Genomic DNA, 11,796 nt, shown 5'->3' on the forward strand with positions numbered 1-11,796 from the left:
TGACGCGCGAACGGGCCGCACGCGTGCGCGTGCGACCCGGTTCACGGCAAAGGACGACAGGTGGCTCAGTGGCCGCCCTCGTCCTTGAACCGCTTGTACGACCTCTCGATCTCGGCCTCGGCCTCGGTACGGCCCACCCAGTCGGCGCCCTCGACCGACTTGCCGGGCTCCAGGTCCTTGTAGACCTCGAAGAAGTGCTGGATCTCCAGGCGGTCGAACTCGGACACGTGGTGGATGTCACGCAGGTGCTCCACACGCGGGTCCGTCGCCGGGACGCACAGCAGCTTGTCGTCGCCGCCGGCCTCGTCGGTCATCCGGAACATGCCGATCGCGCGGCACTTGATGAGGCAACCGGGGAAGGTCGGCTCGTCCAGGATGACCAGCGCGTCGAGCGGGTCGCCGTCCTCGCCGAGGGTGTTCTCGACGAATCCGTAGTCGGTCGGGTAGGCGGTCGAGGTGAAGAGGCGACGGTCCAGGCGGATCCGACCGGTCTCGTGGTCCACCTCGTACTTGTTCCGCGAACCCTTCGGGATCTCGATCGTGACGTCGAACTCCACCGGTGGCTCCTCCATGATCAACACATAGTTCTGGTGGTTAAGTGTCCCTCACGCAGGTGTGTGATCGCGAAAGGGGCTGGTGTTCGTGCCAGAGCTGAGGCCTTGGCGGGCCGCGAGACCGCACGTGGTGCGGGTCGTGACCGCCGTACGACCGCATCTCGCACGGGCCGCCGCGGCCGCCGGGCCGCGGGTCGCGCGGCTCACGCGGGCCGCGAAACCGCAGCTTGCGCGGATCACGACGCCGAAGACCGTCAAGACCTGGCAGTTCACCGCGGGTGCCGCCACCGCCGGGCTGGCGCTGGCCGCCGCAGTGGTGACCGCCGCCGGTCCCTGGGACGGCTCGGGTCAGCGTACGGCCGAGCGGGACCGGGCCGCCGCCCTGGGACACACGGGTGGCGCAGATCACGGTCGTACGTCCGGCAGGTCCGAGGCGGCGGCCGGAGCCCCGCAGCCCGCCCCCAGTGCGGCGTCGGTCCTGACGGCCCTCGGCGGCTCCACGAGCGCCGCCAAGTCGGCACCGGACGCGAAGCCCCTCGGCGCCGTCCTGGACCCCCTCCTGAACTCCGGATCCCTCGGCACCCGCCACACGGCCGCCGTGGTCGACGTGGCCACCGGCAGACGCCTGTACGGGGCAGGCGCCGACGACGCGCTCACCCCCGCCTCGACGACGAAGATCGCCACGGCCGTCGCGGCCCTCTCCGCGAGGGGCGCCGACCACCGCCTCATCACCCGCGCGGCCCTGGAGCCCGACACCAGGGAACTCGTCCTGGTCGGCGGCGGCGACCCCACGCTGACGGCCCGCAAGGACCCCGACAACTGGGCGAGCCTGCGTGTGCTGGCGGACAGAACGGCCGCCGCCCTCCAGAAGCGCGGCATCGCACAGGTGACGCTCTCCTACGACACCACCCTGTACGCCGGCCCCGGACTCCACCCCATCGGGGCCAACCCCAACCTCGCCCCCGTCACCGCCCTGATGGCCGACGAGGCCCGCACGGACGACTCGACCCGTGGACCGGCACCCCGCGTGGAGGACCCGGCCACGGAGGCGACCCGCGCCTTCGCGGCGTTCCTCCAGGACCACGGCATCAAGACCACGGCCCCAGGCCCCTCCAAGGCGACGAACCGCGCGAAGACACTCGCCACGGTCTCCTCACCCCCGCTGTCCACCGTCGTCGAACGCATGCTGACCAACAGCGACAACGACATCGCCGAGGCCCTCGCCCGCCAGACCGCCGTCGCCACCGGCGAACGCGCCGACTTCGCCGGCGCCGGCAAGGCGATCGACGCCCAGCTCAGGAAACTCGGCCTGCCCCTGTCCGGCACCGCCTTCAAGGACGGCAGCGGCCTCAACCGCTCCGACCGGCTCACGGCGGACCTCCTGACATCCCTCCTCGCGAAGGCCGCCGACCCGGACCACCCCGACCTGCGCCCCGCCCTCACCGGCCTCCCCGTCGCAGGCTTCACCGGCACCCTGACCAGCCGCTACACGGAGGGCGCGGCAGGCATCGTACGAGCCAAGACAGGCACCCTCACGGGCGTGAACACCCTGGCAGGAACGGTGGTCACCAGAGACGGCCGCCTCCTGGCCTTCGCCTTCCTGGCAACGAACACGACGGACCCGACGGCTGCGCAGTCGGCGCTTGACCGCACGGCGACGGCACTGGCGGCGTGCGGCTGCAAGTAACTGCCGTCGGCCGGGCACCGCTCAAAACGAACGCTCACCCCCGCCCACCTCCGTGCCCTGCCCCCAGCGGCAGCGCTCACGTACCGTTGACGCATGACGAGCATCGGTGGTGCCGCATCTTCCGGGATGGTCGACTGGAATCTCGCGGTGGCGACCGCGACCCGGCTCGTGAGGCCGGGCCCCGAGGTGAGCCGCGACGAGGCCCGCGCCGTCGTCGCGGAACTGCGTCGGCACGCCAAGGCCTCCGAGCAACACGTCCGCGGATTCACCCGAATGGGCACCGAGGAGACCCACGACACCCCCGTCCTCGTCGTCGACCGAGCCGGCTGGGTCAAGGCGAACGTCGCCGGGTTCCGGGAGATCCTCCGCCCGTTGCTGGAGAAGATGCAGGAGCGGCGCGGCGACAGCCCGGGCGGCGCGGTCCTCGGCGCCGTCGGCGGCAAGGTCACCGGCGTGGAGCTCGGCATGCTGCTGTCCTTCCTCGCCTCCCGCGTCCTCGGCCAGTACGAGACCTTCGCCCCGCCCACGCGTGAACTCCCCGCCGGAGCGGGCGGCGGCGGCCGACTGCTGCTCGTCGCGCCCAACGTCGTCCACGTGGAGCGCGAACTCGACGTCGACCCGCACGACTTCCGCCTGTGGGTGTGCCTGCACGAGGAGACGCATCGCACGCAGTTCACCGCGGTGCCCTGGCTGCGTGACCACCTTGAGGGTGAAATCCAGTCGTTCCTCGGGGAGACGGACGTCGACCCCATGACCGTCCTGGAGCGCATCCGGGAGGCCGCCCAGTCCCTCGCCGGGGGCCGCCCCGAGGCCGAGGAGGACGACGGCGGTCACTCGTTCGTGGAACTGGTGCAGACACCCGCCCAGCGCGAGATCCTCGCCCGTCTCACCGCCGTGATGTCCCTCCTGGAGGGCCACGCCGACTTCGTGATGGACGGGGTCGGCCCCCAGGTCGTACCGACCGTCGCGGAGATCCGCGAGAAGTTCCAGCAGCGCCGCGCGAAGGGCGCCTCCCGCCTGGACCTCGCCCTGCGCAAGCTGCTGGGCCTGGACGCCAAGCTCAGGCAGTACCGCGACGGCGAACGCTTCGTGCGGGCCGTCGTCGACCAGGTCGGCATGGACGGCTTCAACCGTGTGTGGACTTCTCCGAACACCCTCCCGACCAAGGCGGAGATCGCCAAACCGGCGGACTGGGTCGCGCGGGTGCACCGCAAGGCGGAGTCGTGAAAGGGCGTGGAGAGGTCGTGAACCCGATCCGGCCGTCGGCAGGCGAACGCCCCTCCAATCACCCGTCCGAGGGACCGTGAGCCGTGCGTAGGCGTGCGATGCTCGGGGAACCGCCCGTTTCTGTCACCATCTACACACTCTGAGTGACCGACGTCGGGCTCACCCCCCGAAAACTTCATGAAGGGAACCGGACATGGGTCCCCATCCTGCGGTCGCGGCGATACGCCTGGCGGTCCGCCGCGTCCTCCACGACCTCCTCACCGAGCCCACCCCAGAAGCGACCCTCCACGAGCGCCCCCCGAAGCCGCTCGTGCTCGTGGCATGCTCCGGCGGCGCCGACTCCATGGCGCTCGCCTCCGCCCTCGCCTTCGAAGCCCCGCGGCTCGGCATCCGCGCGGGCGGCGTCACCGTCGACCACGGCCTTCAGCCCGGCTCCGATCTGCGCGCCGAGGAGGTCGGCCTGCGCCTGCGCGAACTCGGCCTCGACCCGGTCGAGTCCACCGCCGTGACCGTCGGCCGCGCGGGCGGACCCGAGGCCGCCGCCCGTGACGCCCGCTACGCCGCCCTCGACGCCGCAGCCGAACGCCACGGCGCCTCCGCGATCCTCCTCGGCCACACCCGCGACGACCAGGCCGAGACCGTCCTCCTCGGACTGGCCCGCGGCTCCGGCATCCGCTCCCTGTCCGGCATGGCCGCGGTCTCGGGGGCCGGCGGCCGTTACCGGCGCCCCTTCCTCCAGCTCGACCGGCAGACCGCCCGCAAGGCCTGCATGGTCCAGTCCCTCCCCGTCTGGGACGACCCGCACAACGCCGACCCCGCCTACACCCGGTCCCGGCTGCGCCACGAGGGACTGCCCGCCCTGGAGAAGGCGCTCGGCAAGGGCGTCGTCGAGGCCCTCGCCCGAACGGCCCAACTCTCCCGCGACGACGCCGACGCCCTCGACACCTGGGCCCGCCAGGCCGAAACCTCCGTACGGGACGCCGCCGGTCTCCTGGAGTGCGCCAAGCTGTACGCCCTGCCGCCCGCCGTGCGCCGCCGCATCCTGCGCCGCGCCGCCATCGAGGCGGGCGCCCCGGCTGGTTCGCTGTTCGCCCGGCACATCGAGGAAGTCGACCGGCTGATCACCGGCTGGCGCGGTCAGGGGGCCATCAATCTCCCCGGCAAGGTGGTCGCACAGCGGCAGGGTGGCAGACTGGTGATTCGGCAAGGCTGAAACCGGACCTCCCACCGGCCCGCAGACGCGGGCCGCGGACGGTCCGGGCGGCCGGTGGGACGACCGAAAGTGATGCGGGTGGACGCGAAAGACATGGGTGCCGACCTCAAGCAGGTGCTCATCACCAAGGAAGAGATCGACGCGAAGCTGGCGGAGCTGGCCGCGAAGATCGACGCGGAGTACGCGGACAAGGACCTGCTGATCGTCGGCGTCCTCAAGGGCGCGGTGATGGTCATGGCGGACCTTGCCCGGGCGCTGTCCACCCCGCTCACCATGGACTGGATGGCCGTTTCCTCGTACGGTGCGGGCACCCAGTCCTCCGGTGTCGTGCGGATCCTCAAGGACCTCGACACCGACATCAAGGGCAAGCACGTCCTCATCGTCGAGGACATCATCGACTCCGGTCTGACGCTGTCGTGGCTGCTGTCGAACCTCGGCTCCCGCGAGCCCGCCTCGCTCAAGGTGTGCACGCTGCTGCGCAAGCCCGAGGCCGCCAAGGTCGCCATCGACGTCGAGTGGGTCGGCTTCGACATCCCGAACGAGTTCGTCGTCGGTTACGGTCTCGACTACGCGGAGAAGTACCGAAATCTCCCGTTCGTGGGTACGCTCGCGCCCCACGTCTACGGCGGCTGAGGCCGACTCCGTAAGACGATCGGGAACCCCAGCGGGTTTCGCGCCGTTGGAGCATGCAGAGACGGGATGCCAGCGGTCCTGTGCGGCTTCGGGCGACAATGCTGGGGTACCGTCAGAAGAACTGTCTTATCAAACTCACTATGGCAGGAGGGACGGGGCGACACCGCTCCGTATGGATGGACGTGAAGCGATACTTCCGTGGGCCGGTCATGTGGATCGTGCTGGCCGTCCTTGCCGTGGTCGTGTTGATGCAGGTCGTCGGCTCGTCCGGCGGCTACAAGACGGTGGACACCGGCCAGGTCGTCCAGGCGATCAATGACAACAAGGTCGAACAGGCCAAGCTGACCACCGGCGACGAGCAGATCATCAAGGTCGAGCTCAAGGACGGCGTAAAGGTCGACGGCAGCTCGAAGATTCAGGCGAGCTACATCGGCGACCAGGGCGTGACCATCGCCAACACGCTGCAGACCAAGTACCAGGACAAGCAGATCCCGGACGGCTACACCGTTTCGCCGTCCAAGCAGAACCCGTTCGTGGGGATCCTGCTCTCCCTGCTCCCCTTCGTCCTCATCGTGGTCGTCTTCCTGTTCCTGATGAATCAGATGCAGGGCGGCGGCTCCCGGGTCATGAACTTCGGGAAGTCCAAGGCGAAGCTCATCACCAAGGACACCCCGAAGACGACGTTCACGGACGTCGCGGGCTGTGACGAGGCCGTCGAGGAGCTCCAGGAGATCAAGGAGTTCCTCCAGGAGCCGGCGAAGTTCCAGGCCGTCGGCGCCAAGATCCCCAAGGGCGTGCTCCTCTACGGCCGTCCCGGTACCGGCAAGACGCTCCTCGCGCGTGCCGTCGCCGGCGAGGCCGGGGTCCCCTTCTACTCGATCTCCGGTTCCGACTTCGTCGAGATGTTCGTCGGTGTCGGTGCCTCCCGTGTCCGTGACCTGTTCGAGCAGGCCAAGGCGAACGCCCCGGCGATCGTCTTCGTCGACGAGATCGACGCGGTCGGCCGCCATCGCGGCGCCGGCCTCGGCGGTGGTCACGACGAGCGCGAGCAGACGCTGAACCAGCTGCTCGTCGAGATGGACGGCTTCGACGTCAAGGGCGGTGTGATTCTCATCGCCGCCACGAACCGTCCGGACATCCTTGACCCGGCGCTGCTGCGCCCCGGTCGGTTCGACCGTCAGATCGCGGTCGACCCGCCGGACCTGCAGGGCCGTCTGGAGATCCTCAAGGTCCACCAGAAGGGCAAGCCGGTCGCCCCGGACGTCGACCTCACGGCGGTCGCCCGCCGTACGCCGGGCTTCACCGGTGCCGACCTGAGCAACGTCCTCAACGAGGCCGCGCTGCTCACGGCTCGCAGCGACAAGAAGCTCATCGACAACCACATGCTCGACGAGGCGATCGACCGCGTGGTCGCCGGTCCGCAGAAGCGGACCAGGATCATGTCGGACAAGGAGAAGAAGATCACCGCGTACCACGAGGGCGGTCACGCCCTGGTCGCGGCGGCATCTCCCAACTCCGACCCGGTTCACAAGATCACGATCCTGTCGAGAGGCCGCGCGCTCGGCTACACGATGGTCCTCCCCGACGAGGACAAGTACTCCACCACCCGCAACGAGATGCTGGACCAGCTGGCCTACATGCTGGGCGGCCGAGCGGCGGAGGAACTCGTTTTCCACGACCCGACCACGGGCGCGGCGAACGACATCGAGAAGGCCACGACCACGGCCCGTGCGATGGTCACGCAGTACGGCATGACCGAGCGCCTGGGTGCGATCAAGTTCGGCGGCGACAACACCGAGCCCTTCCTCGGACGTGAGATGGCTCACCAGCGCGACTACTCGGAAGAGGTCGCCGCGCTGGTGGACGAAGAGGTCAAGAAGCTCATCGAGAACGCGCACAACGAGGCCTGGGAGATCCTGGTCGAGAACCGCGACGTCCTCGACAACCTCGTCCTGGCCCTCCTCGAGAAGGAGACGCTCGGCAAGGAGGAGATCGCCGAGGTCTTCGCCCAGATCGTCAAGCGCCCGGCGCGGCCCGCTTGGACGGGCTCCTCGCGGCGCACGCCGTCCACCCGCCCGCCGGTGCTCTCCCCCAAGGAGCTCGCGCTGACGAACGGGTCCAACGGTGCGACCCCGGCCATCAGCACGGCCAAGTCCACGGCAACGGAGCCGACCCCGGTGACGGAGTCGGCCCCGGAGGATCGCCCCGAGAGCTGACGCTCCCGGTCCCGTGACCTCGGCCGGCCCGGAATGAAGGCAGCGCCCCCCAGGTTCTAACCTGGGGGGCGCGGCATTTTCGTATGCCCGCAGATGAGGCACATGGTCCGCACGCGCGACCCGCACAGGAACGAGGCACCAATGACCGACCCCGTGACGCTCGACGGCGAGGGCACGATCGGCGAGTTCGACGAGAAGCGCGCCGAGAACGCCGTCCGCGAACTCCTGATCGCGGTCGGCGAGGACCCGGACCGTGAGGGGTTGAGGGAGACGCCGGCGCGGGTGGCGCGGGCGTACCGGGAGCTTCTGGCGGGGCTCACGCAGGTTCCCGAGGATGTGCTGACGACCACGTTCGATCTCGGGCATGACGAGATGGTCCTGGTGAAGGACATCGAGATCGTGAGCCTCTGCGAGCACCACATGCTGCCGTTCCACGGCGTGGCCCATGTCGGGTACATCCCGGCGGAGACCGGCAAGATCACGGGGCTGTCGAAGCTCGCGCGGCTGGTCGAGGTGTTCGCCCGTCGCCTGCAGGTGCAGGAAAGGCTCACCACGCAGATCGCCGACTCCCTCATGCGGATCCTTGAGGCCCGGGGTGTGATCGTCGTCATCGAGGCCGAGCACATGTGCATGTCGGTGCGCGGGATCCGCAAGCCAGGCGCCAAGACCACGACGTCGGCGGTGCGCGGTCAGCTTCGGGACGCCACGACCCGCTCCGAGGCGATGAGCCTGATACTGGCTCGCTAGGGGGACGTCCGGGCGGCCGTCAGGCCGCGGACGCCGCCCCGGTGTTGTTGTCGTCGTCCTCCGGGAGCCTGCAGACGCGCTCCAGGAAGAGGCCGGCCGCTATCACTCCGATGCCGGCGACGACGGAGAAGCCCGCGTAGATGGCCTGGTCGCGGCGGGCGGGGATGTCGAGGGACTCCAGGAGGAAGACGCCGGTGCCCCCGTACATGCCGGCTACGAGGGCGGCGACCAGGGCGCTGGCCTGGCCGAAGACGACCGCGCGGGCCGCCATGAGGGGGTCGACGCCCTTCGCCTCGGGACGGCGCTCGCGCTGGGCCTTCAGGCGGGCGCGCAGGGAGAGGGCCGTCGCCAGCAGGATCACGGCGATCACGGCGAGGACGATCGGGGCGGCCAGAGGGACGCTGGGAAGGGTCCCGACCGAGTTCCAGAGGCGGGCGCCCGCCCAGGACAGGATTCCGGCGACGACGAAGACGCCGACCAGCACCCGGATGCGCAGCTCTCTCACGGTGTCCCTTCAAGTTCCCGCCGGGTCCCCCGGACGCTTGCCGTCCAGGGGGTGTCATTTGGATCAGGCCGGATCAGGCCGCGGCGTCCGGTGCGGTGCATCGCAGGGCGGAGCATGACCCGCGTACTGGGCGTACTCGGGTGATGCGACAACGCGGCGAGGTGCCGTGCCAGGCGTCGCGGACCCGGGGTGATCCAAAAGACACCCCCTAGACCTTAACGACTACTCGGGCAGCCGGAGTTCCAGGTCCTTGCGCGAGGCCACACCGTCCCGGGTGACGGTGTCGAGGAGCGCGGCGACCGGTCCGTGGCCGGGCAACTGGGCAGCGGGATCCACGTCGTGCCAGGGGGCGAGGACGAAGGCGCGTTCGTGGGCGCGCGGGTGGGGGAGCGTGAGGTGCGGGTCGTCGGAGACCACGTCGGCGTACGCGACGATGTCCACGTCGAGGGTGCGGGCGCCCCAGCGCTCCTCGCGGACCCGGTGGAAGGCCTCCTCGACGGCGTGCGCCCGCTCCAGGAGGGAGGACGGGGGCAGGGTGGTCTTCAGGACGATCACCGCGTTGAAGTACGACGGCTGGCTGCCCGGCTCGACGCCCCACGGCTCCGTCTCGTACACGGGGGAGACGAACTTGATGCGCACGCCCGGGGTGTCCTCCAGGGCGTCGACGGCCCCCTGGAGGGTCTCCAGACGGTTGCCGAGGTTGGAGCCGAGGGAGATCACGGCCTGTTTCGGGTTGTGGAGAGTCGTGTCGGCGGCGTCCACCTGCTGTACGACGGAGGCGGGTACCGGCTGTACGGTCGGGTCGCTGTGACCTTCGGTGAAGGACGCGGTCATACTCGGCTCCGGGTGATGGTGACGGTCACGTCGTCGAAGGGGACGGTGATCGGGGCGTCCGGTTTGTGGACGCAGACCTCGACCTCCTGGACCCCCTCGTGCTTCAGACAGGCCTGGGCGATGCGCTCGGCGAGCGTCTCGATGAGGTTGACGGGCTCGCCCTCGACGACGGCCACGACCTCCTCCGCCACGATGCCGTAGTGCACGGTCTTCGCCAGGTCGTCGTCGGCCGCGGCCGGGCGGGTGTCCAGGCCGAGGACGAGGTCCACGATGAAGGTCTGGCCCTCTTCGCGCTCCTTGGGGAACACACCGTGGTGTCCACGGGCCTTGAGGCCGCGCAGCGCGACACGATCCACGCGAATCACTCCTGCAATCGTCGGTGACGGCCGGTCCGTACCGTGTGCGGGAGGCACCCCGGCCACGAACGAATCTACCTGCGGACACTGACAGGGCCCGGCCGCGGGGGCGCGGGCCCTGTGCCGGAAACCGGGGGTTCATCGGGTGTTTCCCCTGGAGAACCCGGCGGCTCACGGGTTGGTAGCCGCTTCTACCCCAGGGCCCGTGATTCCAACCACTTCCTGACCCCGCCCTGTGAGGTACCTACCCCGTCAGGCGGGGGTGTCGTCGTCCTGCGACTCGTCGTTTTCGGCCAGAACCGGGGAGGCGTGGTGCGACCACAGCTTCCAGCCGTCCGGTGTGCGACGGAACACGTTCGTGGCGACCACCAGCTGGCCCACGAGCGGGCCGAGCTCCTCGCCGCCCTCGGGCGCCGGGCCGCCGCTGAGGATGTTCTCCGTGCAGTTCACCAGGGCGGTGTCGCCGGTGACGGAGACGTGCACGTCGGTGAGGAAGAACTGGATGTAGTCGGTGCTCGCCATGATCAGCGCGTACGACCTGAGAACCTCGCCCCGCCCGGTGAGCACGGGCCAGCCGGGGTGCACGCAGGAGATGACGCCGACGTCCGCCGGATCGTGGTACTCCTCGTCGACGCCCAGGTCGGAGGGGCTGAGCCAGAGGGAGGACAGCTCTTCGAAGTCGCCCCGCTCCATCGCTTCGTAGAAGGCGGTGTTGGCGGCTTCGACCTGCTCGACATCGGTGTGAGGGGCGCTCACCGGGCCTCGTCCCCCAGGCGCGCTCCTTCCACCGCGCGCGTGACGCGCACCGCGTCCGCCGTCGCGCGCACCTCGTGCACGCGCACCGCCCACGCGCCGGCGTGCGCGGCGAGCGCGGAGACGGCGGCCGTGGCGGCGTCGCGCTCGCGCGCGGGCGGAGGTGCGCCCTGCGGGCCGGCGAGGACGCGGCCGAGGAACCGCTTGCGGGACGCGGCCACCAGCAGGGGATGGCCCAGGGCGCGCAGCCGGTCGAGGTGGGCGAGAAGGACCAGGTCGTGCTCGGCCTCCTTGGAGAAGCCGAGGCCGGGGTCGACGACGATGCGTTCGGGGGAGACGCCGCCGTCCAGAACGGACTCCACGCGTGCGCGCAGTTCGTCGACGACTTCGGTGACGACGTCGTCGTACACGCCCTTGACGTTGCCGCCCTCCAAAAAGCCGCGCCAGTGCATCACGACGAAGGGTGCGCCCGCCTCCGCGACGACGGGGACCATCGCGGGGTCGGCGAGCCCGCCGCTGACGTCGTTGACGAGGGCGGCGCCGGCGGCGAGGGCCCGCTCGGCGACGGAGGCGCGCATCGTGTCGACGGAGACGACGACGCCTTCTGAGGCCAGGCCGCGGACCACGGGGACGACGCGTCGCAGTTCCTCGTCCTCGTCGACGCGGGTGGCGCCGGGGCGGGTGGACTCGCCGCCGACGTCGACGAGGTCCGCGCCCTCGGTGACGAGTTCGAGGCCGTGCTTGACGGCGGCCGTCGTGTCGAACCAGCGGCCGCCGTCGGAGAAGGAATCGGGGGTGACGTTCACGACTCCCATGACCGCGCAGCGGTCCCACTCCGGAAGGCCCGCGACGTGCCCGCGTCCGCTCTGCTTGCTCATACGTTCAGCGTAGGCCCAGCAAGGGGCCGCGACGTCGCGCGGCCCGCAGCGCCCGGACCTCCGCGTCATGCCGCGCGGACGTCTCTTTCCGCCAGGCCGTGGGCGCATGCGCGTGGGGTGGTGGTGCGGCGGCGCAGGAAGCGTGGCATGGGGAGGGCGAGGTTGACGAAGCCTTCGGCCTGCATGGCGGCGA

Annotated in this window: 12 protein-coding genes; 6 read left to right on the plus strand and 6 right to left on the minus strand. The window is 70.3% G+C overall.

The window, feature by feature from the left end; translation table 11 throughout:
• Nucleotides 1–65: 65 nt before the first annotated feature.
• Nucleotides 66–557: an inorganic diphosphatase gene (locus ACFYWX_RS05435; RefSeq protein ID WP_389422619.1), complete on the minus strand. Its 492-nt coding sequence runs from the start codon at nt 555–557 to the stop codon at nt 66–68.
• Between the two features lie 79 nt (nt 558–636).
• Here ACFYWX_RS05435 and dacB point away from each other — a divergent pair, with 79 nt between their 5' ends.
• The 6 genes from dacB (at nt 637) to folE (ending at nt 8,277) form a co-directional block, all read left to right on the plus strand.
• A complete protein-coding gene (dacB, locus tag ACFYWX_RS05440) occupies nt 637–2,241 on the plus strand; it encodes a D-alanyl-D-alanine carboxypeptidase/D-alanyl-D-alanine-endopeptidase (protein ID WP_389422620.1) in 1,605 nt (534 codons plus the stop codon).
• Nucleotides 2,242–2,334: 93 nt separating this feature from the next.
• Nucleotides 2,335–3,468 carry a zinc-dependent metalloprotease gene (locus ACFYWX_RS05445; RefSeq protein ID WP_389422621.1) on the plus strand — a complete coding sequence of 378 codons (1,134 nt, stop codon included), beginning with the start codon at nt 2,335–2,337 and terminating at the stop codon, nt 3,466–3,468.
• Nucleotides 3,469–3,661: 193 nt separating this feature from the next.
• Nucleotides 3,662–4,681 (plus strand): tRNA lysidine(34) synthetase TilS, encoded by a 1,020-nt coding sequence (gene tilS, locus ACFYWX_RS05450; protein ID WP_389422622.1) that lies wholly within the window; start codon nt 3,662–3,664, stop codon nt 4,679–4,681.
• A 72-nt stretch (nt 4,682–4,753) separates the two neighbouring features.
• Nucleotides 4,754–5,314 (plus strand): hypoxanthine phosphoribosyltransferase, encoded by a 561-nt coding sequence (hpt, locus tag ACFYWX_RS05455; RefSeq protein ID WP_389422655.1) that lies wholly within the window; start codon nt 4,754–4,756, stop codon nt 5,312–5,314.
• Nucleotides 5,315–5,490: 176 nt separating this feature from the next.
• Nucleotides 5,491–7,530, plus strand: coding sequence for an ATP-dependent zinc metalloprotease FtsH (ftsH, locus tag ACFYWX_RS05460; protein ID WP_389422623.1), 2,040 nt, complete (start codon nt 5,491–5,493; stop codon nt 7,528–7,530).
• A 141-nt stretch (nt 7,531–7,671) separates the two neighbouring features.
• A complete protein-coding gene (gene folE / locus ACFYWX_RS05465) occupies nt 7,672–8,277 on the plus strand; it encodes a GTP cyclohydrolase I FolE (RefSeq protein WP_389422624.1) in 606 nt (201 codons plus the stop codon).
• A 19-nt stretch (nt 8,278–8,296) separates the two neighbouring features.
• Here the strand turns inward: folE and ACFYWX_RS05470 are convergent, their stop codons facing one another.
• From ACFYWX_RS05470 to folP, 5 genes are all read right to left on the minus strand, one after another.
• Complete coding sequence (locus ACFYWX_RS05470; RefSeq protein WP_389422625.1) at nt 8,297–8,782, minus strand: DUF3180 domain-containing protein; 486 nt, start codon at nt 8,780–8,782, stop codon at nt 8,297–8,299.
• A 222-nt stretch (nt 8,783–9,004) separates the two neighbouring features.
• Nucleotides 9,005–9,616, minus strand: a complete 612-nt coding sequence (folK, locus tag ACFYWX_RS05475) for a 2-amino-4-hydroxy-6-hydroxymethyldihydropteridine diphosphokinase (protein ID WP_389422626.1) — start codon at nt 9,614–9,616, stop codon at nt 9,005–9,007.
• Entirely contained in the window at nt 9,613–9,972 is a 360-nt protein-coding gene (folB, locus tag ACFYWX_RS05480; RefSeq protein ID WP_043502922.1) for a dihydroneopterin aldolase, read from the minus strand. The genes folK and folB overlap by 4 nt, the downstream gene beginning before the upstream one ends.
• A 252-nt stretch (nt 9,973–10,224) precedes the next feature.
• Nucleotides 10,225–10,728, minus strand: coding sequence for a nuclear transport factor 2 family protein (locus ACFYWX_RS05485; RefSeq protein ID WP_389422627.1), 504 nt, complete (start codon nt 10,726–10,728; stop codon nt 10,225–10,227).
• Nucleotides 10,725–11,603: a dihydropteroate synthase gene (folP, locus tag ACFYWX_RS05490; protein ID WP_389422628.1), complete on the minus strand. Its 879-nt coding sequence runs from the start codon at nt 11,601–11,603 to the stop codon at nt 10,725–10,727. Before folP ends, ACFYWX_RS05485 begins: the two co-directional genes overlap by 4 nt.
• Nucleotides 11,604–11,796: the final 193 nt, after the last annotated feature.

This window comes from Streptomyces sp. NPDC002888 (assembly GCF_042888465.1).
Lineage (GTDB): Bacteria > Actinomycetota > Actinomycetes > Streptomycetales > Streptomycetaceae > Streptomyces.

Excerpts from the sequence above, each read along its gene's own strand:
- hpt (WP_389422655.1), top strand. The coding sequence starts at position 4,754 with ATGCGGGTGGACGCGAAAGACATGGGTGCCGACCTCAAGCAGGTGCTC.
- tilS (WP_389422622.1), top strand. The coding sequence starts at position 3,662 with ATGGGTCCCCATCCTGCGGTCGCGGCGATACGCCTGGCGGTCCGCCGC.
- folK (WP_389422626.1), bottom strand. The coding sequence starts at position 9,616 with ATGACCGCGTCCTTCACCGAAGGTCACAGCGACCCGACCGTACAGCCG.
- ACFYWX_RS05445 (WP_389422621.1), top strand. The coding sequence starts at position 2,335 with ATGACGAGCATCGGTGGTGCCGCATCTTCCGGGATGGTCGACTGGAAT.
- folE (WP_389422624.1), top strand. The coding sequence starts at position 7,672 with ATGACCGACCCCGTGACGCTCGACGGCGAGGGCACGATCGGCGAGTTC.
- folP (WP_389422628.1), bottom strand. The coding sequence starts at position 11,603 with ATGAGCAAGCAGAGCGGACGCGGGCACGTCGCGGGCCTTCCGGAGTGG.
- ftsH (WP_389422623.1), top strand. The coding sequence starts at position 5,491 with ATGGACGTGAAGCGATACTTCCGTGGGCCGGTCATGTGGATCGTGCTG.